The sequence below is a fragment of the Aeromonas sp. R4-1 genome, assembly GCF_040908325.1.
Taxonomy (GTDB): Bacteria; Pseudomonadota; Gammaproteobacteria; order Enterobacterales; family Aeromonadaceae; genus Aeromonas; species Aeromonas veronii.
In genome coordinates this window covers 1-24,370 of the sequence record NZ_JBFODM010000025.1, presented here as the reverse complement: position 1 = coordinate 24,370, position 24,370 = coordinate 1, and the positions used below count along the sequence as shown (strand labels likewise).

Sequence of the window (24,370 nt, the reverse complement as noted above, 5' to 3'; positions counted from 1 at the left end):
ACTATCTATCCGGTAAACTGGCACAAAGGTAGTGTGAATTTCTGTATTTTTGGTTTTTTACAAAATTTCTCACAGTTTAAGCCGTGATCTGCACCTTGTTTTTAACATCTCGTTAGCACCTTTCCTCGCCTTCCCTTATCCAAGCCATTACACTTCGCAACAACTCTGCACCAGCGGGTAACCAGGGTGGTTGCCTCTGCGTCGGAGGTTAATGTCGTCCGATAAGGAATATAAAAATGGCATTGAAAGACGCCCCTACCTCAGTTCTGCTCGAAAACGTTCTCAGCCTGATCCATCAGAAGTTGCCCAAAAACAGTGCCTCTCTGGTCGAGCGCTTCGTTGCCAAGTTCTACGGCAACATGGCGAGTTCCGACCTGCACGATCGCAATGACAGCGATCTCTACGGCGCGGCCCTGAGCCTGTGGAATGCCCTCAATCAGCGCAGCGGTACCGATCCCTACATCCGGGTCAACAATCCCGAGCTGACCCGTCACGGCTGGCAATCGCCCCATACCATCGTCGAGGTGATCCTGCAGGACTCCCCCTTCCTGGTGGACTCCATCCGGATGGCGCTTAAACGGCTCAATATCACCGCCCACATGATGCTGCACCAACCGCTGCACCTCATTCGTGGAGCGGATGACAAGATTGACGCCATTCTGGAGCTCGACAACACCGACGGGCAGACCTCGGTTGAAACGGCGTTCCTTATCGAGATCGATCACCTCACCAGCGAGGAGCAGATGGCCGCGCTGGCTACCGAGCTCAACTCGGTGGCCGGGGAAGTGGCGCTGGCAGTCGGCGACTGGCAGCCCATGCTGGCCAAGCTCAATGAGATCATTGACGAACTGCCCAAGCGCAAGCACCCGGTCAGCAAGGAGGAGGTGGCCTCCTGCGTTGCCTTCCTCAAATGGGTGGCTGCCCACAACTTCACCCTGATGGGGTATCGCCGTTACGACGTCAAGGCAGTGGAGGGGGATCACGAGATCCTGCCGCAGGCGAGCTCCAGTCTGGGGCTGATGAAGAACTCCATCAAGGAGGTGGGCCAGCGCCTTGGCAACATGCCTGCCAGCGCCCGTCATGCCGCTCTGAGTTCTGACCTGCTGATCCTCACCAAATCCAACAGCAAGTCCCGGGTGCACCGTCCGGCTTATGTGGATTACATCGGCATCAAGCGCTTTGACGAGCATGGCAAGGTGATCGGGGAAGATCGCTTCATAGGTCTCTACGCATCTTCCATCTACAACACCAGCGCGACCCAGATCCCGCTCATCAGCCATCGTCTCGAACGCATCATGGCGGCCTCCGGTCATGAGAAGGGCTCCCACGCCTACAAGGCGCTGCTGAACGTATTGGAAACCTATCCCCGTGACGAGCTGATCCAGGCCCGCGAAGAGGAGTTGTTGGCTACCGGCCTTGGGGTGCTGGAGATGCAGGAGCGAGACATGCTGCGGCTGTTCGTGCGCCGGGATGTCTATGGTCGCTTCTTCTCCTGCATGGTCTATGTCACCAAGGAGCGCTACAACACGGCGCTGCGGATCAAGACCCAGCAAATATTGCAGAAGTATTTTGGCAGCAACGAAGAGGTGGAATTCAACGTCTACTTCACCGAAGGCGTGCTGGCGCGGACCCACTACATAGTGCGGGTCAACAACAACAACGTGGATGTGGATGTGAACGAAGTACAGAACAACCTGATTGAAGCGGCTCGCAGCTGGGACGACAGACTCGACTCCGTGCTGCTCTCCCATTATGGCGAGGCCCGTGGCAACGAGCTGCGCCGCCGTTTCAGTACCGCCTTCCCCCGTGCTTACAAGGAAGATGTGCTGCCTGGCTCTGCCGTGGCCGACATCATGGCGCTCGATAACCTGAGCGAAGCCGAGCCGCTGGGTATGCTGTTCTACCGCGCGCAGGAGGAGGAGAACGATCGTCGGGTACGGCTCAAGCTGTTCCATCGCACCGAACCCATTCACCTCTCCGATGTGTTGCCGATGCTGGAAAACATGGGACTGCGGGTGATCGGTGAGACCCCGTATCAGGTACGCACTCCGGGTGGCGATCTGTTCTGGATCCTCGACTTCTCCATGTTGCTGCACGGCGAGCAGCCCTTTGATCTTGCCCAGAGCCAACAGCGCTTCCAGCAGGCGTTTGCCGCCATCTGGAACAAGCAGTTGGAAGATGATGGCTTCAACCGGCTGGTATTGGGGGCGGGTCTCACTGGCCGTCAGGTCTCGGTGCTGCGCGCCTATGCAAAATATATGCGCCAGACCGGCGTCTCCTTCAGCCAGTCCTATATCGAAGAGACCCTGACCCGCTATCCCGATATCGCTGGCCTGCTGTTTGGACTGTTCGAGCAGCGTCTCAATCCGGCCATGACCCGCGATGCGGAAACCGGGGCCAGACTGCACGAGGAGCTTGCCGCCAAGCTGGATCAGGTGGCCAACCTGGATGACGATCGCATCATCCGCCGCTATGTGGAGATGATCGACGCTACCCTGCGCACCAACTACTACCAGCTGGACAGGGCGGGCAACATCAAGCCCTACATCTCCTTCAAACTGGCACCGTACAGCATCACCGACATGCCGCTGCCGTTGCCGAAATTCGAGATCTTCGTCTATTCGCCGCGAGTGGAAGGGGTGCATCTGCGCTGGGGCAAAGTGGCTCGTGGTGGTCTGCGCTGGTCCGATCGCAAAGAGGACTTCCGCACCGAAGTGCTGGGTCTGGTGAAAGCCCAGCAGGTGAAGAACACCGTCATTGTGCCGGTGGGGGCCAAGGGCGGCTTCTACTGCAAACAGATGCCGGTGGGGGCGCCCCGTGCCGTCATCCAGGAGGAGGGCAAGGCCTGTTATCGTCTGTTTATTCGCGGTCTGCTCGATGTGACTGACAACATCATCGGCGGCGAGGTGATCCCGCCCAAATCCGTGGTACGTCACGATGAGGATGATTACTACCTGGTGGTCGCTGCCGACAAGGGCACTGCCACTTTCTCGGATATCGCCAACGAGATCAGCCTCGAATACGGTCACTGGCTCGGCGATGCGTTCGCCTCCGGCGGCTCAGTCGGTTACGACCACAAGAAGATGGGTATCACCGCCCGCGGCGCCTGGGAGTCGGTCAAACGGCATTTTCGTGAAATTGGCGTCAACTGCCAGACCACCGACTTCACTTGCGTGGGGATAGGGGACATGGCCGGCGACGTGTTCGGTAATGGCATGCTGCTCTCTGAGCACACCCGGCTGGTGGGCGCGTTCAACCACATGCACATCTTCGTTGACCCCGCTCCGGATGCGGCCAAGAGTTTTGTCGAGCGCCAGCGCCTGTTCGATCTGCCGGGTTCCAGCTGGGATGACTACAACCGCGAGCTGATATCACAGGGGGGGGGCATCTTCTTGCGCTCGGCCAAGTCCATCAAACTGAGCCCGGAAATGCAGAGCCTGCTCGGCACCGACAAGGCCAGCATGGCGCCGAACGAGCTGATCAAGGCGCTGCTCTGCCTCAATGTCGATCTGCTGTGGAACGGCGGCATCGGCACCTACGTGAAGAGCGCTCGCGAGAGCGATGGGGAAGTGGGCGATCGCAGCAATGACGCATTGCGGGTCAATGGTCGCGATTTGCGGGCCCGCATCGTGGGCGAGGGGGGGAACCTCGGCTTCACCCAGCTCGGTCGGGTGGAGTACGCCAGTCAGGGCGGTCGCATCAATACCGATTTTACCGACAACGTGGGCGGGGTGGATTGCTCCGATAACGAGGTGAACATCAAGATCCTGCTCAACCAATTGGTGGCGGCAGGGGATCTGACCCTCAAGCAGCGTAACCAGATGCTGTATGAGATGACCGACGACGTGGCGCAGATCGTGATCACCAACGCCTATCGCCAGTCCCAGTCCATCTCGGTCACCAGCTTCCGCGGCTCTGAACAACTGAAAGAGCAACAGCGCTTTATTCAGGGGCTGGAGCGGGAAGGCAAGCTCGATCGTGCGCTCGAGTTCCTGCCATCTGATGAGGAGCTCTCCGAACGGATGGCGGCAGGGCAGGGACTGACCCGCCCCGAACTGGCGGTGCTGGTGGCTTACGGCAAGATGGTGCTGAAAGAGCAGCTCAACTGCCCGGAAGTGACCGACGAGCCCTTCCTCGCCAACATGCTGGTCACCAGCTTCCCGGCCAAAGTACAGCAGCAGTTTGGTGCACAGCTGGCCGATCACCCGCTACGCGGCGAGATCATCGCTACCCGGGTGGCCAACATGCTGGTCAATGACATGGGGCTCAACTTCGCCAGCCGGATGAAGGACGAGACCGGTGCCTCGGTCGCCGAAGTGGCCTGCTGCTTCGCCATGGCCCGCGAAGTGTTTGGCATGAACCAGCTGTGGCGCGATATCGAAGGGTGCGACAACTTGGTGGATGCCCAGACTCAGCTCGAGCTGATGTTCTACAGCCGCCGCATCGTGCGCCGTGCGACCCGCTGGTTCCTGCGCGCCCGCAATCGCAGCTGGAGCATCAGCGAGAACATCGCCTTCTTCCGTCCGGCGTTCGAGATCTTAGGGAAGCACCTTTACGAGGTGATGGATGAGAGCGAAGTGGCCGAGCATCGTCAGGCTGTTGCCAAGTGGATGGAGAAACAGGTGCCTGAGGCCATTGCCCGTCAGGTCGCCCATATGAGTAGCCTCTTCTCCAGCCTGGATCTGGCGCAGATTGCCGCAGAGCACAAGACCGATATCCTGCGTGCCGCCAATGTTTACTATCGCCTCGGTGCCAAACTGGATCTGCACTGGTTCCTCGACCAGATCAACCATCAGCCGGTCGGCAACCACTGGCAGGCGATGGCGCGAGCCTCCTTCCGCGAAGATCTTGACTGGCAGCAACGCAGTCTCACTTCTGTGGTACTGGAAGGGTGCAAAGATCAGGGAGAATGCGCTACCATACTGGCCGACTGGATTTCGGAGCATGAGCAACTCTTGTCCCGTTGGACCCACATGTTGGCCGACTTCAAGACCACCAGTACCCACGAGTTCGCCAAGTTCTCGGTGGCCTTACGAGAGTTGAACCTGCTCCAGTTGAATTGTCGGGCACTTTAATTGCCAGATTAAGGCATGACACCGACATTACACCCAAAGCCCCGGCCAGTTGCCGGGGCTTTCTTTAAGGAGCAAAGATGTTGTACCCCATCGCCAGGCATTTCCTGTTCAAACTCAATCCGGAACAGGCTCACGATCTCTCCATGAAATATTTGCCCCGCCTTCTCGGTACGCCACTCGATTGTTTCTTCCGCCAGAATTTGCCGAAACGCCCCGTCACAGTCATGGGGCTTTCTTTTGCCAATCCGGTGGGATTGGCGGCCGGTCTGGATAAAGATGGTGAGTGCATTGACGCGCTGGGCGCCATGGGATTTGGCTTTATCGAAGTTGGTACCGTCACCCCCAGACCTCAGAGCGGCAATGACAAGCCCCGCCTGTTCCGGGTTATTCCGGCAGAGGGGATCATCAACCGGATGGGATTCAACAACAAAGGGGTTGATCATCTGGTGGCCAAGGTAAAAGAGGCCAAATATCAGGGGGTCATCGGCATTAATATCGGCAAGAACAAAGACACTCCCATCGAACAGGGAAAGGATGATTACCTGATCTGCATGGACAAGGTTTATGATCATGCCGGTTATATTGCCGTCAATATATCTTCCCCTAACACCCCGGGGTTGCGTTCGCTGCAATATGGCGAGGCGCTGGATGAATTGTTGGCCGCCCTCAAGGTACGTCAGCAAGAGCTGGCCGCTCAATATAAAAAGTATGTGCCGCTGGCGGTTAAAATTGCCCCGGATTTAAGCCTTGAAGAAATAGATCAGGTGGCCGCTTCGCTGGTGCGTAATGGCATTGATGGGGTTATCGCCACCAATACCACCCTCGAGCGCGAGATGATTTATGACATGCCCCATGCCGGTGAAGCGGGTGGCTTGAGCGGTCGTCCGCTGCAACACAAGAGTACCGAGGTGATCCGCCATCTGGCCAAGGCGCTCAATGGTGCTCTGCCAATTATCGGTGTGGGTGGCATTGATAGTGCCATGGCCGCCCGTGAAAAATTGGCTGCCGGTGCCAGTCTGGTACAAATTTATAGCGGCTTTATTTATAAAGGGCCGGGGCTGGTCAAAGAGATTGTGACCAATATTTAAGAAATAGATGGAGGAGCCCTTTATTTGACGTTGCTGATTTCCTGCATATGGAATAAAGTCAACTGGTAATTATCAAGTAAGGGCTCCAACATGTTTATCCAACCGACCGATAGCTGGCAATGGCACTATGATGCCCAGAATGACCGTCTGATGTTGGACCTGTCTGATAACATGTTATTTGCGACCGAGTATAAAGGGCGACAATTGGTGCCCAGTTCGTTTGCAGCCCAGCCTTTTTGTGTCGATGATGCCGCCCTCTATTATCAGTTGATGGATAAAGCAGCCGAACTTGAGTGGAGTATTCCGCATCAGGTTCAGTTGGTGCTTAATGCCATCGCGGTCAGTCGTTTTTATAAACCCCTGATGCCACAAAGCTGGTTTTTTAGTGAACAACATCCGCAAGTGATCCCGCAAAATGGTGATCTGGTCCTGATGAATACGCCCCATGGCAACGGCGAATTTATGGTCATTGAGGCAGAAGATCAGGCTAGCGTCTGTTTGAACCTCACTGCCGATCTGGTATTGACCACCAGTAAAACCTTGCCGCGTTTCGGGGTGATCAAGGTGATGAATAACCGGATGAAACCGCGTATTACCGTGACCGAGCAATATCGTCAGGTCAGTTGATATATATTCATCAATCTTTTTATCTCTGTGATTACACCGCTGCCTGTTTTAACTGTGGACACCTCAATCGCGCCTCGTTTCTGATCCTTCATTGATCCGCGAACATCTTGCCCATTCTCATTGATCTTCATGGTTGTGGTTCAGCCTCTCTTTAGGCTTGTTACATCTATTTGCACCTTGTGTTCTGACCCACGCAGTATCTTGCTCTTCCGTGCTGCAAGCATGGTGTCTCCCTCTTGTTTCGTTCTGCTTGTGTAGTGCCTCCACTTCAGCATCAACACATCACTCACTGAAGCGATTTTTTTCATACGACATTTTATGCTTGAAACGAGAGCTATTCTCACTTACATTTTGTTATAACATAACAAAATGGAGTTGCCATGAAGCCTCATATTCATCCTGATTATCGTTTGGTGCTGTTCCATGACACGGCGGCAGATGCCTTTTTCCTGGTCGGTTCAACCATCAAGAGCGATCGCTGCTATACGTGGCAAGACGGGAAGGAGTATCCCTATGTGTCGCTCGATGTTTCCAGTCAGTCGCACTCGTTTTATACCGGCAAGCAGAAGCAGGTTTCTAGTGAGGGGAGTGTGGCCCGATTCAACAAGCGCTTTGGCGCATTTTCAAGCAAGAAGGAGTCCTGAATGCAGGTCGTCTGTTCACTCAAATCCGCACGGGCACGTCATCCCGATTGTCAGTTGGTGCGTCGTCGGGGAAAATTGTTCGTGATTTGCAAAAGCAATCCCCGTTTCAAGGCTCGTATGAAGTGATCCGCTAAATGAGGTCTGGCCCCATGATCTCGCCATCGGGTAGTCATGGGGCCTTTTACCTTTTCGCCACCTATCAATCTGTTTCCATCCTGCTGTTTGCGCCGACTTTTGCATGCTCCAGCCCGCCTGATGAGGTATAATGCGGCACTATTTTTATGGGTTCCCCGTGAGCGTGATGAAAGAATTTTTTGCAACCTGCCCCAAGGGGCTGGAAAACCTGTTGGCCGATGAGCTGACCAATCTTGGCGCAGAGCAGGTCCGTGAGACCGTGGCTGGCGTCCACTTCAAAGGCGAACTGGCGATTGGCTACAAGGCCTGCCTGTGGAGCCGTTTTGCCTCCCGCATCGTGCTGGTGCTCTCCGAATTCCAGATGAACGACGATCTGGATCTCTATCTGGGCGCCCACACCATTCCCTGGGAAGAGCACTTCTCCGGTACCTCTACCATCGCGGTGGACTTTACCGGTACCAACCCCGCCATTCGCAATACCCAATATGGCGCGCTGAAGATCAAGGATGCCATCGTCGACCGCTTCACCAAGCGCGGTCACGTGCGTCCTGACGTGGACAAGAAGTCGCCGGATATTCGCATCATGGCGCACCTGGGCAAGGGCAAGGCCAATATCACGCTGGACTTGTCAGGCCCGGCGTTGCACCAGCGTTTCTATCGTCAAGGCACCGGTGAAGCACCCCTCAAAGAGAACCTGGCCTGCGCCATGATTGCCCGTAGTGGCTGGGCCGGTGAGCCCATGATGGACCCTATGTGCGGTTCCGGTACCTTGCTGATTGAAGCGGCCTTTATCGCCGCCGACATGGCGCCTGCGCTGCGCCGCGAGCGCTTCGGTTTCGATCGCTGGCTGCAGCACGATAGCGAGCTGTGGCAGAGCCTGATGATGGAAGCGCAAGTGCGTGCCAAACGCGGTATGCAACGTTGCGAAGTGAAGCTGTTTGGCTGTGATGCCGACCAGCGCGTGCTGCTCAAAGCTCGCGACAATGCCAAAGCGGCCGGTGTGGCCCATCTCATCACCTTCAAGCAGGCCGATGTCACCAAGCTGGAAAACCCGCTGCCGATGCCTGCCCCTGTTGAAGGGGAAGAAGGTCAAGGGGAGGCCCGCCAGGTCGGCATGCTTATCTCCAACCCGCCTTATGGCGAGCGTCTTGGCGAATTTCCGGCGCTGCTGGAAGTGCATCAGGCCCTCGGCGATGCCCTGCGTCGCAGCTTCCAGGGGTGGAGAGTGTCCATTCTTTCCGCATCGCCCGAGCTGCTCAGCTGTCTGCGCCTGCGCGCCGACAAGCAATATCGCCTGTTCAACGGCGCCCTCGAGTGTCAGCTGCGTAACTACCAGATCGCACTGGACTCCGTGGCTTCCCAAAAAGAGGTCGCGCAGGACTTTGCCAACCGTCTGCGCAAGAATCTGAAAACCCTCGAGAAATGGGCCAACAAAGAGGGCATTGATTGCTATCGCATCTACGATGCCGACTTGCCGGAATACAACGCCGCCATCGACCGCTATCAGGACTATCTGGTGGTGCAGGAGTATGCCGCGCCCAAGGACATCCCCGCCCAGAAGACCCGTCAGCGTCTGCTCGACATGGTTCAGGCCGCCATCAAGGTGACCGGCATGGATGGCGAGAAGGTGATCCTGAAGGTGCGCGAGCGTCAGGAAGGGAAACAGCAGTATCAGAAGCTCTCTGAAGAGCAGCACCGGATGGAAGTGCAGGAGTACGGCGCCCGGCTGTGGGTCAACCTCTACGACTATCTGGATACCGGCCTGTTCCTCGACCATCGTCAGACTCGCCGCATGCTGGGCCAGATGGCCAAGGGCAAGCGCTTCCTGAACCTGTTTGCCTATACCGGCAGTGCCACCGTGCACGCAGGTCTTGGCGGTGCCAGCGAGACCACCACGGTCGACATGTCCCACACCTACCTGAACTGGGCGCAGGACAACATGCGTCTTAACTCGCTGGTGGGCCGTCAGCACAAGTTTGTCCAGGCAGATTGCCTGAAGTGGTTGTCTGAAGCCGATGAGCAGTACGACCTCATCTTTATCGATCCGCCCACCTTCTCCAACTCCAAGCGGATGGATGAGAGCTTCGACGTACAGCGCGATCACCTGCTGCTGATGCAGCACCTGAAGCGCCTGCTGGCGGCGGACGGCACTCTGGTCTTCTCCAACAACAAGCGTCACTTCAAGATGGATCTGGCCGGTCTCGAGGCCACTGGTCTCAAGGCCCAGAACATCACCCAGAAGACGCGACCGAAGGATTTCGAGCGCAACCAGCACATCCACAACTGCTGGATCATCACCCATGCGCCGGAGCAAGGCGAGGCGTGATGCTGACCCTGTTTCATACCGACGGCTGCCACCTGTGCGAGCAGGCGTGGGGGCTGGTGGAGCAGGCAGGCCTTGCCGCCACCACCCGCCAGTGCGACATCATGGATGATGAGCAGTGGCTTGCCGCCTATCGGGTGCGCATTCCGGTGCTGCGTGACGAAGCAGGCCGCGAGCTCGGTTGGCCCTTCACACTGGCCGAGCTCAAAAGCTGGGCCGCCCGTCAGGGGTGAGAGTGATTTGACGATAAAACGGGGGCAGACCCAGTCTGCTGCCCGTTTTTTTCATATGAAATAAGGAACACACATGGCTCTTTTAACATTGCACGGCGCATGTCTGTCGTTCAGTGATTTCCCGCTGCTCGACAATGCCGAATTGACCATCGAGCGGGGCGAGCGCCTCTGTCTGGTTGGCCGCAACGGGGCGGGCAAGTCCACCCTGATGAAGGTCATTGCCAGCGAATTGCCGCTGGACGACGGGCGTCTGGTGCTGCAACAAGATTTGAAAGTGACCCGCCTTGAGCAGGATCCGCCTGCTTCCAGCGAGCTGACGGTGTTTGACTATGCCGCCGAAGGGCTGGCGGGGGTGGGTGAGTTGCTCAAGCAGTACCACCACATCTCCATGGAGCTGGCGAGCGATCCGTCAGATGCCAATATTCGCAAGATGAGCGAGTTGCAAGAGCAGCTCGATTATCAGAACGGTTGGCAATTCGAGACCCGCATCAGTCAGGTGTTGACCCTGCTGGGGCTGGATCCCGATGTGACTCTCGACAGCCTCTCCGGCGGCTGGCTGCGAAAAGTGGCGCTGGCCCGTGCGCTGGCTTGCGATCCCGACTTGTTGCTGCTCGATGAGCCGACCAACCACCTGGATATCGAAGCCATCAACTGGCTGGAAGATTTCCTCAAGGATTTTCGCGGCGCTATCGTCTTTATCTCTCACGATCGGGAGTTCATCCACAAGCTGGCGACCCGGATCATCGATCTCGATCGCGGCGCCATCACCTCCTGGCCGGGTAACTACGACGAGTATCTGCAGGGGAAAGAGGAGTGGCTGCGGGTCGAAGAGCTGAAAAATGCAGAGTTCGACCGCAAACTGGCCCAGGAAGAGGTGTGGGTGCGTCAGGGTATCAAGGCTCGCCGTACCCGTAACGAAGGTCGGGTGCGCGCCCTTGAGGCAATGCGGATGGAGCGCAGCCAGCGCCGCGAGCTGCAGGGCAAGGCCAAGCTGCAACTGGACGAGGTCAATCGCTCCGGCAAGCTGGTGTTCGAGACCGAAGGGCTGGGGCTGGACTTTGGCGATCGCACCCTGTTCAAGGGGCTCGATCTGCAGGTACTGCGCGGCGACAAGATTGCGCTGGTCGGCCCCAATGGCTGCGGCAAATCGACCCTGATCAAGCTGTTGCTGGGTCAGCTAGATGCCACTCGTGGCTCGGTACGTCAGGGCACCAATCTGGAAGTGGCCTACTTCGATCAGTACCGCGAACAGCTCGATCCCGAGCAGACCGTGGTGGACAACGTCGGGGAGGGCAAGCAGGAGGTGATGGTGCGTGGCCGCTCCCGTCATATCCTCGGTTACCTGCAGGACTTCCTGTTCGAGCCCAAGCGGGCCCGTACCCCGGTCAAGGCGCTCTCCGGTGGCGAGAAGAACCGGCTGCTGCTGGCCAAGCTGTTCCTCAAGCCGAGCAACCTGCTGATCCTCGATGAACCCACCAACGACCTCGACGTCGAGACTCTGGAGCTGCTGGAAGAGCTGCTTTCCGACTACCCCGGCACCCTGCTGCTGGTCAGTCACGATCGTCGCTTCATCGATAACACAGTGACTGGCTGCTGGTTGTTTGAGGGGAATGGCCGCATCAGCGATTACGTGGGTGGTTACGCCGATATGATGGCGACCCGCGAACAGCAGAACGCTCAACAACAGGCCAAGAGTGCAGCGGTCAAGGCGCCCGAGCCGGTCGTTGCCGCCGCGCCAGAAGCGCCGAAGAAGAGCAAGAAGCTCTCCTACAAGCTGCAGCTTGAACTGGAAGGGTTGCCCGCTCGTCTCGAACAGCTGGAAGCCGAGCTGGATGCGCTGCAAAGCGAGATCAACCAGCCAGGGTTCTTCTCGCTGCCGGCAGATAAAACCCAGCCGAAACTGGATGCGCTCAATGCCGCTGAAGCCGCGCTGGAACAGGCATTTGCTCGCTGGGAAGAGCTGGAAGGACTCAAAAATCAGGAGTAAGTTCCCTGTAATTAAAACTTAATCCAGTTCAGTGCCTTGTGTCACATAGCCCGGTTAGGGTGGAAGTTTTTGTTTGACCGAGTGCGCTCGCAGGAGTAAAGATGAAAGCGACCGATGCAGAATTGGTCGCTTTTTTTGTTCCACGAAGAGGGTCGTAGATGATGAAGAGACAGAAGCGGGACCGTCTGGAAAGAGCTCGTGCTCGTGGTTATCAGGCTGGCGTGGTCGGCAAACAGAAAGAAGCGTGTCCGTATCAATGCCTGGATGCCCGAGGGCATTGGCTTGGTGGTTGGCGTGACGCCATGGAAGGGCGGGGCTCAGGCCTCTTCATGAAGTAGCAGGTACTTCATCACTCATTACAAAAGGAAAGGGGCCGTTGTGGCCCCTTTGCGTTAATGTTGTTTTCCCACCAATCAGAGAGATCAGAATGCGGTGGTATCTTTGAACAGGCCCACTTTCAGGTCGGTGGCACTGTAGATCGGACGGCCGTCGACTTCGACCACACCATCAGCAATCCCCATCACCAGCTTGCGGTTGATGACGCGCTTGAAGGTGATCTTGTAGGTCACTTTCTTGGCAGTCGGCAGGATCTGGCCGGTGAATTTCACTTCACCTACGCCCAGAGCACGACCCTTGCCGGGGCCACCTTTCCAGCCAAGGAAGAAGCCAACCAGCTGCCACATGGCGTCCAGACCGAGACAGCCAGGCATCACAGGATCACCCGGGAAGTGGCAATCGAAGAACCAGAGATCCGGAGTAATGTCGAGCTCAGCCAGGATCTCGCCCTTGCCGTGTTCGCCGCCGTTGTCATTGATCTTGACGATGCGATCCATCATCAGCATGTTGGGGGCAGGCAGCTGACTGTTACCCTCACCAAACAGTTCGCCACGGCTGCAAGCCAGCAGCTCTTCACGGGTAAAAGAGTTCTTGCCCTGTTCGCACAGGGAAAGGCGGGCTTCCATGGTGGTATTGTCTACGGTCACGCGGTATTTCCTTCAAATGGGTCAAAGCCGAGCCAATTTAGCTTACAGTTGTTCGCTAAACAACTCCGATCACTTCATCAGCGGCCAAACAGGCGCCCCAGCAGGGATTGCAGCAGCCCGACTTTGGCAGTGGAGCCGTTCAACTCGTCCAACCGCTCCTGAATACGGCCAAACAGGGTATCGGGCATATCAGGCTCACCGGCGACACAGCCTGTGAGCAACTCGATGGCCTCTTCCACATGATCCACCGGGTGGATGTGGAACTGGCCTGCTTCAACCGCTGCAATCACCTCGTCAGAGAGGTTCAGCTGCTGGATGTTGGTGCCCGGCAAAATGATCCCTTGCTTGCCGGTGATGCCGTGGATTTTGCACACCCGGAAGAAGCCTTCAATCTTCTCGTTGACGCCACCAACGGCCTGCACATTGCCAAACTGATCGACCGCACCGGTCACGGCGAAGTGCTGATAGATAGGCTGACGGGCGAGGGCAGAGAGCAGGGCACACAGGCCGGTCAGGGAGGCACTGTCACCATCAATTTCGTGGTAAGACTGCTCGAACACCAGATTCGCCGACAGGGGGGAGGGGTTCTCTGCACCAAATTTGTTGGAGAGATAGCCGTGGATAATCATCATCGCCTTGGCGTGGATATGACCGGCCAGCTCCGCTTTGCGCTCGATATCCGCCACATCGCCATCACCAAGGTGTACGGTCGCGGTGAGGCGCACCGGCTCGCCGAAGTCATAAGGGTGACCGGAGACCTGAATGACAGACAGGCCGTTGATCTGGCCAATCTCTTCGCCATCGGTTTGCAGCAGAATCTGGCCATCGATAACCCCCTGATCGGACTGCTCAACCAGATAGTTGAGGCGGTAATCCTGCTCTTCCAGTGCGCCGCGAATATGCTCGTCGGTGACCACATCAGATTCCAGCTCCCGGGCCAGACTGTCAGCCATCCGCATGATGGCGGAGAGTTGCACTTCGGAGAGCGACAACCACTCCTGATGGTCACAGAGGCGGCTGGCATGACGACAAAGGGCGGCGAGGGCGGCTGGCGTGAGGTCCAGCAGGCTCCAGCGCTGGCGCAGCCAAGCCAGGTACTGCAGAAATTCCTGCAGATCCTCTTCAATATTCACCTCTGACACCAGATCCGCGCGCAGGAAGATGCGTTCGGACATATCCCGATCCAGCATCTGGAACTCGGCCACGTCGAGTCGGTCACCGACCAGGATCAGCTTGAGCTTGATGGGGGTCGCTTCAGGCGCGAAGAAGGGGGTCAGGGTTTTCCCTTCCTGATAGGCGTTCCAGTCCAGCTCGCCTTTTTGCATGGCATTTTTCAGTTTGAACCAGAGGTGTGGCTGATCCAGCAGCTCATCCAGTTGCAAAATGAGGTAACCGCCGTTGGCTTCGCGCAGCAAGCCTGGCTCCAACAGGTGCTGGTTGGCATAGACAGAGCCTTGTTCGGTCTGGTAGTTGATGGAGCCAAACAGGGTATCCCAGTTGAGATCACGGCCATAAATCACCGGCGCTTCCTGCGCTTCGTGGTGGATCAGCAGGTTGATCAGAATGGGGTGCTGGAACTCCAAACCCAATGCCACGTGAGCCGCCAGATCGGAGAGGAAATCATCGATTTTCGGATCATTGTTCTGCTTGCGCATGATGCGGGTTACGATGCGTTCGGCATCGAGATGGTGGCTCAACAGCTTGAGCAGCTCGCCAACCATTTCGCAAAACTCAACGCCGGTGCCCGGTTGCAGGCGCAGCCAGATAGGCTTGTAGGGGTTGTTCAGATTCTCGGTGTAGCAGAGATCAAACAGGTCACCATCCTTGCCATTGGAGTCGGCAATCAGCGTCTGGCAAACTCCTTCGTAATCTGCGCCGGGGAACCCGTTGAGCAGCATGACCGGACAGTCACCATCAAAACTGGCAAGACGCTTGATGCCGGAAATGGCTCTGGGTTGCAGCGCAGCAAAGGGGATAGGTTCAAGCTCGCTGAGCTTGGTGAACTGTTCAATCGCAAAAGCGGGTTTTAATTGTTCTGATGTTAATTCAGCCACTTAAGACATCCGGTCGAAGATAGGATCAATTGTTGCCATTATACACAGTTCAATAAGTGGTGACAGGAAACAAGATATGCCATTTAACATAATATACATTATGCGCAGTGGTGGATATCTACGTTTTGGAGGTTTTTTCGATGAAACACAGCCGTCGCCCACAGGATCGACTCTCGCTGGATGCGTTAACCGCCGGTGTCGACCTGTTGGCACAACTGCGGCGCCATCGCTTTCGGCGGCTGGATATCACTGTGCCCGATGACCACCAGTTGCTGTGGTTCGACGTGTTCCCGTTGGCCGGTGCGTTGGCGCTGGTTCATCGGGACACCCCGTTGTGGGTCTGCCGCTGGCGGGTGGTCGACCGTGTGGCAGTTATCAACGACTGGCGGTCGTTTTGGTACACCCATCAACAGGATTTTGCCCATCTGCCGCTGGAGGCGATTTGTTGGCTATCCAGTCGTTACCAGGTGCAATGGGCCGCGCCCAGTGGCAGGCACTTTTGGCAGCGCTGCATGCGGGAGGCCCGCGCCCGTGGCCTGTCGGTGAACGCTGGTGCTATCGGACAGCCCTAAACATTGCTCACCGGGTTGGATGGCTCAGGCATGATCGATTGGCGCGACCTCGCGACGTGCTGCATGCAGAACATCAGACAGTTCCCCTGGACTGATCCGCCGCACCACATCCACAGGCCTGGCACAGCCTAGCCAACTATTGGCCGACTGGAACCAGATCGCTAGCGCCACAGGACCGCGCTGGGTTTGCAGGACGCTGATGATCTGGTCCAGTTCCGGCGATGCTGGCAGGTTCAGCTCGGCCAGACTGAGGACATACCCTTTGGCCAGCAGTTCGTCGCGGGTTGCGACCCTAAAAACGTGCTCGGCTATGACCGGTTCACGTTCGGCCAGAAATTCCGGATCAACGGGGTCCGTTGAATCGCTGAAATCGTCCCAATTGCCCATATTTTGCGTCTGCTCCGTTAGAGATGTTGAAGGTCAAAATGGAGATGTTGAAGGTCAAAAGTCACGTAATCTTTACAAATGATGCCGATAAATGGGGTTATCGGCATCATTATTGGTAACTGTTACCGTAATTATATTGATGACCGGCCATCCGCCTGTCCGCCGCCCGCCAGCGGTCGTCGCCCAGTCGCACGGCCCTGCGCCTGCGGCGCCTACCTGTTCGCCATCAGCGCATCTGCGTCCTGTTGCAGATACCCTACCAGATCAGCATCACGTATCACCCACTGGGCCACATCATCTCCAGCGTGAGCCAGCAGCAGCACGTTGGCGCCCTCGACGCGATACGCGGAGAACGTGTCCAGACTCGCATATCCCCCGCCCTCCCCCAGTTCGACGCGGTATTGGGGATGACCGTTCACCACTACTCGGGAGCGGAAAAATGCCTCCGGGATCGGTGGCGGCAGGCTGGGCTCGGCACTGGAGACTGCGGCGGACACCGCCTCCTGTTCGGCGGTGGTGACGGTGGCTGCCTGTTCTGACGGGGTATCGCCCTGCCCCTGCTGCCAGATGGACCAGAACGACCAGGCAAATAGGCTAACGGCCGTCAACAGTGACCCGATGAGCAGTGCAAATTTTTTCAGTGGCGGCCGGGATTTGTGGGTATGCACCTCGGCCGAGGTGTACAGCTCATACAGGCTCTTATCGAACGGTTTTTTGGTGATCAGTGCGTTTTTCTCTCCCTGGGATGGCTCAGGATCCTCGTTACATGAGTTCCACTCGAAAATCTTCCGGTGCTCCATGCCGAACGGCCTGTACGCGTGCAGGTGCCGCCCGACAGTTTTACGAGCCAGCACATCGATCAGTCTGGGGTCTGGAGTCATCAGGATCAGGTCGATCCCTGCGTGACGATGTTCGTTCAAAAAATCAACATGAGGTGGAACCTTCGCGCCACTGGGACGAGGCGGCATGATCTTTTGGCATTCGTCTATCACTACGATGGCCCCGGACGGCAGCTGTGGCCATGCGGTCGGGTCCTCCAGTGGGAAACACCGCAACCGGTCAAAATTCAACCCGTCGATGTTGCAAAACAGGGGCCTGATCCGTTCTGCATTGGCATTGTCGCGGATCATCTCAACCGCCAACAGCGTTTTGCCGCTCCCTGGGCGGCCGGTGATGAGGGTGATCATAGGCTAACTACCTCACACGCATCGTGGTCAGCGCCGCCATGGCGAGTCGGGCGGCATAGGCCGACAGGATCAGGTTGATGCACAGATCAATGCGAGCCAGCCCCAGCAGCCCCAGCGCAGTTGCAGGCAGACCGGTGACCAACGCCCGGATCTCCGAGGTAGCCAGCGACAGAATGGCGTCGAGTCCCTGATAGGAGACGACAGCAACACCCAGCGCGAGCAGAATTCTGGCCACGAAATTTCCGGCCGTTAGTGTCCCAAACGCACCCCACATCAGCTAGACCTCCCGACGCCGACGATCACGATCGACAAAAATCCAAACAGCGCCAGCAGACGCAGAACTGGCGCAACAGCGCTCTCGATCAGCCCGCACAGAGTCCCGTAATCGATGGAGAAATTTTGTCCCATGACAGGGACAACGGTCGGCGCTGGGCACTGGCGAGGCAGCCAGCCGCTGCCCCAGTCGTAAAAACGCCGCACATCGATCACATCCGTGGGCACATCGGCCATCGAGGCCAGATCGGTCTGAGCCTCAGGGTCCGGATCCGGGTTGGGTTTAGTCCCCTCGCCCGGGTTTGGGGCAGTCTCATCGACCGTGACCGGCTCAAAAATGTCCGGGTAAAGCCCGGGGGCAATTTGCAACGCGGCGGGGTTGGACAGGACCATATCGGCAAACTCCAGATCGCTGATAGCGCCACCGGTGAGGGGTTCGGAACGAACGTCATTTTGTGACCAGGATTTTCTGTATGCATAAATATCAACCGGCCCCAGCGGCATAGAGGGCGCTCCCCAGGTTGTATAAAAAACGCCTGATTGTACGGTCGGGGTTGAACCTGGATCAGCCCACTGGGCAACAGTTGGATCAGGCCCAGCAGTACGGAATGTCCAGTACGAGGAATATTTTTTAACGCACGGGAGGCCAGGGAACGTCTTTACCGAACTGCCGTTCAGGGGCAAAAAAACGTAATCGCTTGGACACTCCCCGGCGGGCACCGCCGGTTTTTCCAGCCACCCGTTGATCAGATCGTACCCGGCGTAGGACGCTGCGGCGGTGATGGCTCCGACCGCCGCACAGCGAGCGGCCCCTGCTGGTGACAGACAGGCGCGACCGAATCGCGCCAGCGCGTCAGGCACGACCCGTAAAACGCGGTTAACCCTGACCGCGTTCCCGAATCGGTCCCTGGCATCAATAACAGCGCCGACGGTTCGGGCGGTTCTGTCGATGCTGGTGACGCCGACGATCCTGCCGGTGGTGCCGTTGGCCACCCGGACGGTGCCGGCCCCGGGGAACAGCTCGACAACATCGGCGTGCACCGGTGCAGTGAGTGCGATCAGTGATAGAGCAGCCAAAACGCTCCGATTAGTGCTGATACGTAGAGCCACCATTCACTCCCCATAGTTGGCCTCCGATATAAATCCGATATAAAGAAGGGGGCCGCTGCGGCCCCCTATTCGTTACTTAAACGCGCCGCGTACCCAGGTGAACGTCCGGATTGTCACGTACACGCTGAGACAGGCCAGCCCGATCGTGGTGATCTGAGTGACAGCGCCGGTGATCGCGGTGGTGATTGAGGTCAGGTCCATATAAAAACTCCATTGCATTGATCTAGCGGATGGCTCTCCGCAGTTGACGTAGAACCCACGCGGTGGCCCAGAGCAGGCCGATGGCCTGCACCAGTTCGACCGCCTGCGCGGGGGTAATGCCACGGAGCAGATCCATTGTCAGCCCCCCAGAATCGGTGTTGTGGCCAGCCGTCCCTCTGCCAGCATCAGCCCCGCTGGCGACGAGACGACCGGCAGCGCTACGAGGGTGCCGACGAGGCCCAGCAGGCGCCGTTCCTGAGCGGAACCGGCAAAATTCTCAGGACAGAGAACCACAAAAAGATCGGCCTCGGCCTCCAGGATCAGCAGGTAGGCGGGATCCGCATCAGTGGCACTGCGCTCGATGCGATCGACGTGGGTCAGCACCGCGTGCAGGACCAGACCGAGGCTGTCAGTGACGATGGCCATCAGGTCCGCACCTCGGGATCCCGGTACTGTGTGTCCAGCACGCGGGCCCCATCGATCTCGTGCCCCGGCACGACGCAAAAACCCATTTTTTCCCCGACCAACCGCTCAAAATGAGCCACGGGATCGGGCAGGAGTTGCAGTGCTAACGGCGGGATGACGATCGCGACATCGCCCTCTGCTGTGCGCACGATAACGGCAAAATCCGGTGCATTTTTAACGCCGGCCAGCACGCCGGTGACAGTAGCGGTTGCGCCCATATCACAACCCCAGGATCTGTTGTTTGGAGTCCAGCATCAGCGCAAAACCAGCGCCGCGTTTGCCGGTGTAGCTCTGCACCCAGACAGGCAGGTAGAGCACCTGGCCACGCAGCCCCTCGAGCTGACGCGGCAGACCTGCATCGACGGCGGTCTGCGGCAGACGGACCTCGACCAGCTCGCTGGTCTCCCCGCCGTAGGCATCAATACTGGTGACCCGGACACCGACCGTGTGGCGAATGATCTGCTGCTCGCCGTTGCGGAATGAGTCCTGCTTTACCCCGGCGATCTCACCGACCAAATACAGGCCGGATGCGCCGACAGTGGGTTGGGTTTTGTCATTCATCTGATGAGTCCTTTTTGGTAACAGTGACTGAAATTAATGTCATAAGACCCCCTCACACCAGCCGTAGCTGCGGATGGCGGGGTACGGCGGGAACGCGCAGATCGGCGACCTCTGACTGGACGACGATCAGATCCCAGTCGACCTCGGGCGGGAACAGCCCTGCGTGGGAGCTCAGACCGTGACCGGCCGAGCGGTCGAGGAATGCAAAAATTTCGGCATCGGTATCAGGGCGCTTATCGACCGGACCACAGAGGCCATCGTCGGAGCCGATGCAGTCGACCAGACCGTCGCCCACGGCGCGGCGGTGACGGTGCGGTACGGACATGAGATCCTGATCGTCCAGCCAGCGGGACAGATCGGCCGGTTTGAACCAGCTAGGCGCGGAGCTGACTGCCTGCACCTCGAGCACCGACCGGAGAGAGACCACGACACCTGCCGCGAGGCGGCTCTCAGCGGTCCCGTCACAGGACTGGAGGGCAGCCAGCGAGATCCCCGCATCGACGAGCTCGCCGATCGTCCGGTACCACGTGGCCTGGGAGGCGGGAGGCGAACGCTTGGCGGCTGTCCAGCCGCGATCGATGATGCACCGCAGGTGGGTCAGGGCGCGGCGCGTGCCCATGCTGCGGGCACGCCCAACGGCATTTTCCTCGTAATAGGTGGTGATTTTCTGCTCGAGTTCAGTCTCATTTGCGAGCGACATAGACGGGTCTCCCCAGAGTGCGGTTAGGACTGGGCGCCAAACATGTGCCCAGAGGCTGTGTACAAAACTTGTTCCGGCATCAGCGAGCTGGCGCTCGCAGCGGATGAGATCGACGGCGGTGCCGTCCCAGTCGGTGATACCGAGGCGTTCGAGCTGACCGACCAGCCCGCGGCGCAGCGTTCTGGCCTCGAGGCGCAGCAGCTTTTCGCAGTAGGCCTGATAATCGGGGTCGGACAGGGCCTCGACCCGGGCTGCCAGAGCGGCGTTACCGGGGTCGCGACGGAGTTCCTGAGTCAGGCGTTTTTCCTCCTCTCGGGCCTCGGGCCCCTTGGGGTAGGCAGCCCCGCGCTGGTGCTCGGAGTTCGGGTTGATGTAGGTCGTATCGCCAGATTTGGCGAGGATCTTCTGCTCACGCTCGGCGTAGGTCCCCGTAGAACCGGCGGCGTGAACGTGCCCGATCTGCACGTGACTGATGCGTTTCAGCAGGGCGCTGACGTCAGCCACGGTGGAGCAATGCACGCCAGAGGTCGAGTCGACCCTCATGACCACGCAGCCAGCTACATCAACCCGAGCAGCCAGGTCTGGGCAGCCACGGACAAACGCGCTCATCGCTATCGGGAGGGCCTGACCGAGCGTGTGGATATTGCTATAACCGTTGAAACCGTAGGTAATTTTGGACGGGTTTATTTTCGCGGATACGTAGGGGTCTAACCCCAAACGCGAATTGCCACGAGGATAAATTTTTATCGCCATCGAGCCAAGATGGGACTTGATGGACTCGAATGGAGTTTTCAGTTCGTCCGTGATCACCGACCCGTCGGGCTGGAACGAGACCTCTGCACACAGGCGCAGGTCAGGCACCAACGAGGCCAGTTTTTTCAGATCGACGTCAAAAGTTTTTTCGGTGGAGAGGCTGACGATGCCGTCGGATTCGACCGCATCGGAGGAGCCCACACAGCAGCGTGGGTCGAACAGGAACCGGAATCTGAGCTCAACGAAATCGTTGAACGCCACGAACCCGGCCAGCGCCGTTTCGATGGCCGAACTGAGAGGTTTTTTTTGTGATACGGGCTGTGATACGGGGTCCATGCGCCTATCCGAGACAATGCTAATGAAAAAAATCCGGCCTCGGCGCCAAGGCCGGACCAACAACAGTTTTTTCATTACCCCGGAGGGTGCATCGCCCGAAGGCGTCATATCCCGAAGGATTTGATTGAGACACGAATGTGTCTCGAACTGACCGCTCCACATAAAACGTGGAACTCGAGCATCCTGCCACAGGGTCAGACGGAACACAACCGATTTTTACAGGTGAAAACAGACCCCAAATAGGCTAAAAAAGAGTCTCAAACGACATCGAATTTATCACGGTGAGAATTGGGTGGGAGATTATAATACTCCCACCCGACCCAACCACCCTCCCCCAGACCGACCCGACACACAACAACAAAAACCGCCCCTACGGGGTCGCGCTCTCTGCCGCTGGGCAGGCCGACCGGCGTGGGTGGCCGAACGAATGCCACCCGTGCGGACGGCAGAATCAGGGCTCTGGCTCACCGGCCACCGCCCGGTTGAACTCGGCGAACTCCGGTGCCTGCTCCTCCCAGAGCTCAATGGCCAGAGACAGCTGCTCGATCAACTGCTGATTGGTGTCATAGTCATCAACCAGAGTATCCATCAGCGCCAGGGCCTGCTCGTACTCCTCTCGGCTAGAGATCTCGGTCATTCTGCCACCGGTGCCAGCTGTGCCAGGGTCGCGGAGCGAATCGATTCCAGGATGGAGGCCGCATGTTCTGGGGGGATGGGGGCATCGAACCCAGCTACCAGGGCGCGAATATGCGAGTCCAACGCGTCAATAGCAGCACGATCAAACGTGACCGTGACAGTGCGTGCTCGCTGCCGTTGCCTGTATCGAGCCTGTTTTTGCGCTGGGGTCAGTGCCGTTCCGGTGCTGGGGCGGCCACGGCGGCGGGGTGTGGGGAGCAGGTCGTGGGTTTTGGTATCGTTGGGATCGCGCATCGGATATCCATTCTGGTAACGGTGACCAAAATAGAATAGCACTATTTATGGTAACTGTGACCAAAAATAAAGGCAGGCATCAACGTGCCTGCCCTGATGTAAGAGAACGCAGATCTAGATCAAGGTCGGCTTACCATCGATGAACACGAGGCGCTTGCCATCTTCACGGGGGGCAACACGTGGGAGGATCGTGTTGGTGTCACCGAGGACATAAGAACCGGACTTCAGATAGAAATAGGCATCCGGGGCATCTTTTTTGGGGTGCAGGACGGAGCCTTTATCTGAACGCATTACATAAACGCCGTACTGGCCGGCAGGCAATTTCATTACATTGGAAAATTCCGTGCCATTAGCGGGCCGGACCACCTTGATGTAATGGTTAAAGCTCTTGTATGCAGGGTCAAAACAGCTGAAGTCAAAGTTACTTTTTGCTAGAAAATCAGCATTTTCGCACACATACGCATCTAGATTAGGCTTAGCAAAATAACCGTTTAAGGCTTTGAACTCTTCCGGATCTTCAGGCCTCTTCTCGTAATTGGCTTTCAACACACGTAACACAGTCGCAGCTGACCGATAATCTTCACCCAGCTGTAGTTTGGCGGTGAATACTTTAGCCGCGTCCAAAGGGTATTGATCAGCTAGACCTGAGATGAATCCCAGTCCAAGTCCTAACGTTCCGCCACCTAATGAACCAAGGCTTCCGCTGAGATCGTTGGCCAGCAGCATGGCATTGCTGCTCGAGGTTACGAGGGTGTCGAATTCCTGGCTGTAGCTGTTGTCCACAAGTAAATATGGATAACCAGCATAAGCAGCTACGTTCAACGCAACGCTCTTGCTCTTATCCTGAACGAATGGCTGTCCCAAATCTTTGGGGGTGGAGGAGCACCCGGTTATAGCTGCAATCGAAAGCACAGATGCAACAAAAATATTCCCTTTCATTTTTCTCTCACAGAGCCGGGAGCACCGGCAAGTTGTATACGGAGTCATTTGATTTTGCGGGGGATTCTAATGGAAATATTTTCGCGCGATCTAGGCCTGTCTCTATTTTTTCTCACAGAACGTGATGGAGATAGACAATGACGCCTAGTGGTGGGTGCTGAGAGTGAAGTGATACACCGCGCATAATAGACATTATGTTACGGGCGCTCTGCACCCTGCACGATGCTGCTGCGCGTCCCACGTGCTGTGTGCGCCGCGTCCTTGCGATGCTGGCGCATTATTTCGCAAGGAAAACCCTCAACATAATGCTCGCATTATGCGCAATGATGGGTACGGTAGGACGGAATGAAGAGAATTGAACAATGGAGCCGCTTTGATGTGGCTGACGGCTTGGCCACCGAGGCCGACATGGTTGCCTATCTGCAAGCAGCTCTTGAAGATGGTGATCCGGCGCTGCTGAAAGCTGCGTTGGATGATGTAGAACGTGCTCGCGCCAAACTGCGTGGCCTACCGCGCTACACACTGGAAGAACTGCTGTCACAGTGTGACCCCAATGCCACGTCACCAGGTGAAATGAACTGGGAACCTGAGGTGGGTTTAGAGCGTCTGGATTATCTGCCGGAGTTGCTGGCTGGATTTGACCCCATAGGTCCAGACACTTTTTCCCGCTTAGGGTTGTGATACCCGACTGCGCAGAAATTCCCGGGGTGAACGCTTAACCATCCCCTCATATGAGCGAGGCGTGGCGCGGCTTCTGAGGTATGATCGCCATCCTTGACCAGCTAATACCCAACAGACTATCCCCAT

General features: G+C 57.4%; 24 protein-coding genes. 11 read left to right on the top strand and 13 right to left on the bottom strand.

Translation table 11 applies throughout. The annotated features are described in order from the left end of the window. Positions 1–236 precede the first annotated feature (236 nt). From AB5Y90_RS03010 to rmf, 9 genes are all read left to right on the top strand, one after another. Entirely contained in the window at positions 237–5,075 is a 4,839-nt protein-coding gene (locus AB5Y90_RS03010; RefSeq protein WP_368166546.1) for an NAD-glutamate dehydrogenase, read from the top strand. A gap of 77 nt (positions 5,076–5,152) precedes the next feature. After that, the gene (gene pyrD / locus AB5Y90_RS03005; RefSeq protein WP_005336601.1) at positions 5,153–6,163 is read left to right on the top strand and encodes a quinone-dependent dihydroorotate dehydrogenase; all 1,011 of its coding nucleotides are present in this window, start codon (positions 5,153–5,155) and stop codon (positions 6,161–6,163) included. 90 nt (positions 6,164–6,253) lie between these two features. Further along, complete coding sequence (locus tag AB5Y90_RS03000) at positions 6,254–6,790, top strand: cell division protein ZapC (protein ID WP_307894888.1); 537 nt, start codon at positions 6,254–6,256, stop codon at positions 6,788–6,790. Positions 6,791–7,170: 380 nt separating this feature from the next. Further along, positions 7,171–7,434, top strand: a complete 264-nt coding sequence (locus AB5Y90_RS02995; RefSeq protein WP_103252468.1) for a type B 50S ribosomal protein L31 — start codon at positions 7,171–7,173, stop codon at positions 7,432–7,434. Beyond that, the gene (gene ykgO / locus AB5Y90_RS02990) at positions 7,435–7,560 is read left to right on the top strand and encodes a type B 50S ribosomal protein L36 (protein ID WP_005336596.1); all 126 of its coding nucleotides are present in this window, start codon (positions 7,435–7,437) and stop codon (positions 7,558–7,560) included. It abuts the gene before it with no gap. A 139-nt stretch (positions 7,561–7,699) separates the two neighbouring features. Then, positions 7,700–9,895: a bifunctional 23S rRNA (guanine(2069)-N(7))-methyltransferase RlmK/23S rRNA (guanine(2445)-N(2))-methyltransferase RlmL gene (rlmKL, locus tag AB5Y90_RS02985; protein WP_257698997.1), complete on the top strand. Its 2,196-nt coding sequence runs from the start codon at positions 7,700–7,702 to the stop codon at positions 9,893–9,895. Next, positions 9,895–10,125, top strand: coding sequence for a glutaredoxin family protein (locus AB5Y90_RS02980; RefSeq protein WP_257698996.1), 231 nt, complete (start codon positions 9,895–9,897; stop codon positions 10,123–10,125). The genes rlmKL and AB5Y90_RS02980 overlap by 1 nt, the downstream gene beginning before the upstream one ends. 73 nt (positions 10,126–10,198) lie before the next feature. Beyond that, on the top strand, positions 10,199–12,112 hold the full coding sequence (locus AB5Y90_RS02975; protein WP_368166545.1) for an ABC transporter ATP-binding protein: 1,914 nt from the start codon (positions 10,199–10,201) through the stop codon (positions 12,110–12,112). Positions 12,113–12,273: 161 nt separating this feature from the next. Next, positions 12,274–12,450: a ribosome modulation factor gene (rmf, locus tag AB5Y90_RS02970; RefSeq protein WP_010674759.1), complete on the top strand. Its 177-nt coding sequence runs from the start codon at positions 12,274–12,276 to the stop codon at positions 12,448–12,450. Positions 12,451–12,534: 84 nt separating this feature from the next. Here the strand turns inward: rmf and fabA are convergent, their stop codons facing one another. Together fabA and AB5Y90_RS02960 are read right to left on the bottom strand one after the other, a co-directional pair. Beyond that, positions 12,535–13,074, bottom strand: coding sequence for a 3-hydroxyacyl-[acyl-carrier-protein] dehydratase FabA (gene fabA, locus AB5Y90_RS02965; RefSeq protein WP_196783564.1), 540 nt, complete (start codon positions 13,072–13,074; stop codon positions 12,535–12,537). A 98-nt stretch (positions 13,075–13,172) separates the two neighbouring features. Continuing rightward, positions 13,173–15,149, bottom strand: a complete 1,977-nt coding sequence (locus AB5Y90_RS02960; protein ID WP_368166544.1) for a Lon protease family protein — start codon at positions 15,147–15,149, stop codon at positions 13,173–13,175. 140 nt (positions 15,150–15,289) lie between these two features. On the opposite strand from AB5Y90_RS02960, the gene AB5Y90_RS02955 reads away from it, so the two are divergent. Further along, complete coding sequence (locus AB5Y90_RS02955) at positions 15,290–15,721, top strand: hypothetical protein (protein WP_307896789.1); 432 nt, start codon at positions 15,290–15,292, stop codon at positions 15,719–15,721. A gap of 24 nt (positions 15,722–15,745) precedes the next feature. Here the strand turns inward: AB5Y90_RS02955 and AB5Y90_RS02950 are convergent, their stop codons facing one another. The 11 genes from AB5Y90_RS02950 to AB5Y90_RS02900 all read right to left on the bottom strand — a co-directional run bounded on the left by AB5Y90_RS02950 (position 15,746) and on the right by AB5Y90_RS02900 (position 23,563). Next, entirely contained in the window at positions 15,746–16,108 is a 363-nt protein-coding gene (locus AB5Y90_RS02950) for a hypothetical protein (protein ID WP_307896787.1), read from the bottom strand. A gap of 212 nt (positions 16,109–16,320) precedes the next feature. After that, positions 16,321–17,295 carry a zonular occludens toxin domain-containing protein gene (locus AB5Y90_RS02945; protein ID WP_307896786.1) on the bottom strand — a complete coding sequence of 325 codons (975 nt, stop codon included), beginning with the start codon at positions 17,293–17,295 and terminating at the stop codon, positions 16,321–16,323. Positions 17,296–17,302: 7 nt separating this feature from the next. Further along, positions 17,303–17,569, bottom strand: a complete 267-nt coding sequence (locus AB5Y90_RS02940; protein ID WP_368166543.1) for a DUF2523 family protein — start codon at positions 17,567–17,569, stop codon at positions 17,303–17,305. Then, on the bottom strand, positions 17,569–18,681 hold the full coding sequence (locus AB5Y90_RS02935) for a hypothetical protein (protein WP_307896783.1): 1,113 nt from the start codon (positions 18,679–18,681) through the stop codon (positions 17,569–17,571). The genes AB5Y90_RS02940 and AB5Y90_RS02935 overlap by 1 nt, the downstream gene beginning before the upstream one ends. 69 nt (positions 18,682–18,750) lie before the next feature. After that, positions 18,751–18,879: a major capsid protein gene (locus AB5Y90_RS02930; RefSeq protein ID WP_005333101.1), complete on the bottom strand. Its 129-nt coding sequence runs from the start codon at positions 18,877–18,879 to the stop codon at positions 18,751–18,753. 138 nt (positions 18,880–19,017) lie between these two features. After that, the gene (locus AB5Y90_RS02925; protein ID WP_307896782.1) at positions 19,018–19,305 is read right to left on the bottom strand and encodes a hypothetical protein; all 288 of its coding nucleotides are present in this window, start codon (positions 19,303–19,305) and stop codon (positions 19,018–19,020) included. After that, positions 19,305–19,562, bottom strand: coding sequence for a hypothetical protein (locus AB5Y90_RS02920; RefSeq protein ID WP_307896781.1), 258 nt, complete (start codon positions 19,560–19,562; stop codon positions 19,305–19,307). Before AB5Y90_RS02920 ends, AB5Y90_RS02925 begins: the two co-directional genes overlap by 1 nt. A 1-nt stretch (position 19,563) precedes the next feature. Further along, complete coding sequence (locus AB5Y90_RS02915; protein ID WP_307896780.1) at positions 19,564–19,905, bottom strand: DNA-binding protein; 342 nt, start codon at positions 19,903–19,905, stop codon at positions 19,564–19,566. A 52-nt stretch (positions 19,906–19,957) separates the two neighbouring features. Continuing rightward, on the bottom strand, positions 19,958–21,694 hold the full coding sequence (locus AB5Y90_RS02910; RefSeq protein WP_307896779.1) for a phage/plasmid replication protein, II/X family: 1,737 nt from the start codon (positions 21,692–21,694) through the stop codon (positions 19,958–19,960). 451 nt (positions 21,695–22,145) lie between these two features. Beyond that, a complete protein-coding gene (locus AB5Y90_RS02905; RefSeq protein WP_307896778.1) occupies positions 22,146–22,331 on the bottom strand; it encodes a hypothetical protein in 186 nt (61 codons plus the stop codon). A 407-nt stretch (positions 22,332–22,738) separates the two neighbouring features. Then, positions 22,739–23,563: a hypothetical protein gene (locus tag AB5Y90_RS02900; RefSeq protein WP_368166542.1), complete on the bottom strand. Its 825-nt coding sequence runs from the start codon at positions 23,561–23,563 to the stop codon at positions 22,739–22,741. 345 nt (positions 23,564–23,908) lie between these two features. On the opposite strand from AB5Y90_RS02900, the gene AB5Y90_RS02895 reads away from it, so the two are divergent. After that, the gene (locus tag AB5Y90_RS02895; RefSeq protein ID WP_368166541.1) at positions 23,909–24,244 is read left to right on the top strand and encodes a hypothetical protein; all 336 of its coding nucleotides are present in this window, start codon (positions 23,909–23,911) and stop codon (positions 24,242–24,244) included. Positions 24,245–24,370: the final 126 nt, after the last annotated feature.

What these genes read in the sequence shown, in the direction of transcription:
- AB5Y90_RS03010 (WP_368166546.1), top strand. Translation starts at nt 237, where the DNA reads ATGGCATTGAAAGACGCCCCTACCTCAGTTCTGCTCGAAAACGTTCTC.
- pyrD (WP_005336601.1), top strand. Translation starts at nt 5,153, where the DNA reads ATGTTGTACCCCATCGCCAGGCATTTCCTGTTCAAACTCAATCCGGAA.
- AB5Y90_RS03000 (WP_307894888.1), top strand. Translation starts at nt 6,254, where the DNA reads ATGTTTATCCAACCGACCGATAGCTGGCAATGGCACTATGATGCCCAG.
- AB5Y90_RS02995 (WP_103252468.1), top strand. Translation starts at nt 7,171, where the DNA reads ATGAAGCCTCATATTCATCCTGATTATCGTTTGGTGCTGTTCCATGAC.
- ykgO (WP_005336596.1), top strand. Translation starts at nt 7,435, where the DNA reads ATGCAGGTCGTCTGTTCACTCAAATCCGCACGGGCACGTCATCCCGAT.
- rlmKL (WP_257698997.1), top strand. Translation starts at nt 7,700, where the DNA reads ATGCGGCACTATTTTTATGGGTTCCCCGTGAGCGTGATGAAAGAATTT.
- AB5Y90_RS02980 (WP_257698996.1), top strand. Translation starts at nt 9,895, where the DNA reads ATGCTGACCCTGTTTCATACCGACGGCTGCCACCTGTGCGAGCAGGCG.
- AB5Y90_RS02975 (WP_368166545.1), top strand. Translation starts at nt 10,199, where the DNA reads ATGGCTCTTTTAACATTGCACGGCGCATGTCTGTCGTTCAGTGATTTC.
- rmf (WP_010674759.1), top strand. Translation starts at nt 12,274, where the DNA reads ATGAAGAGACAGAAGCGGGACCGTCTGGAAAGAGCTCGTGCTCGTGGT.
- fabA (WP_196783564.1), bottom strand. Translation starts at nt 13,074, where the DNA reads ATGGAAGCCCGCCTTTCCCTGTGCGAACAGGGCAAGAACTCTTTTACC.
- AB5Y90_RS02955 (WP_307896789.1), top strand. Translation starts at nt 15,290, where the DNA reads ATGAAACACAGCCGTCGCCCACAGGATCGACTCTCGCTGGATGCGTTA.
- AB5Y90_RS02950 (WP_307896787.1), bottom strand. Translation starts at nt 16,108, where the DNA reads ATGGGCAATTGGGACGATTTCAGCGATTCAACGGACCCCGTTGATCCG.
- AB5Y90_RS02945 (WP_307896786.1), bottom strand. Translation starts at nt 17,295, where the DNA reads ATGATCACCCTCATCACCGGCCGCCCAGGGAGCGGCAAAACGCTGTTG.
- AB5Y90_RS02940 (WP_368166543.1), bottom strand. Translation starts at nt 17,569, where the DNA reads ATGTGGGGTGCGTTTGGGACACTAACGGCCGGAAATTTCGTGGCCAGA.
- AB5Y90_RS02935 (WP_307896783.1), bottom strand. Translation starts at nt 18,681, where the DNA reads ATGGTGGCTCTACGTATCAGCACTAATCGGAGCGTTTTGGCTGCTCTA.
- AB5Y90_RS02930 (WP_005333101.1), bottom strand. Translation starts at nt 18,879, where the DNA reads ATGGACCTGACCTCAATCACCACCGCGATCACCGGCGCTGTCACTCAG.
- AB5Y90_RS02925 (WP_307896782.1), bottom strand. Translation starts at nt 19,305, where the DNA reads ATGGCCATCGTCACTGACAGCCTCGGTCTGGTCCTGCACGCGGTGCTG.
- AB5Y90_RS02920 (WP_307896781.1), bottom strand. Translation starts at nt 19,562, where the DNA reads ATGGGCGCAACCGCTACTGTCACCGGCGTGCTGGCCGGCGTTAAAAAT.
- AB5Y90_RS02915 (WP_307896780.1), bottom strand. Translation starts at nt 19,905, where the DNA reads ATGAATGACAAAACCCAACCCACTGTCGGCGCATCCGGCCTGTATTTG.
- AB5Y90_RS02910 (WP_307896779.1), bottom strand. Translation starts at nt 21,694, where the DNA reads ATGGACCCCGTATCACAGCCCGTATCACAAAAAAAACCTCTCAGTTCG.
- AB5Y90_RS02905 (WP_307896778.1), bottom strand. Translation starts at nt 22,331, where the DNA reads ATGACCGAGATCTCTAGCCGAGAGGAGTACGAGCAGGCCCTGGCGCTG.
- AB5Y90_RS02900 (WP_368166542.1), bottom strand. Translation starts at nt 23,563, where the DNA reads ATGAAAGGGAATATTTTTGTTGCATCTGTGCTTTCGATTGCAGCTATA.
- AB5Y90_RS02895 (WP_368166541.1), top strand. Translation starts at nt 23,909, where the DNA reads ATGAAGAGAATTGAACAATGGAGCCGCTTTGATGTGGCTGACGGCTTG.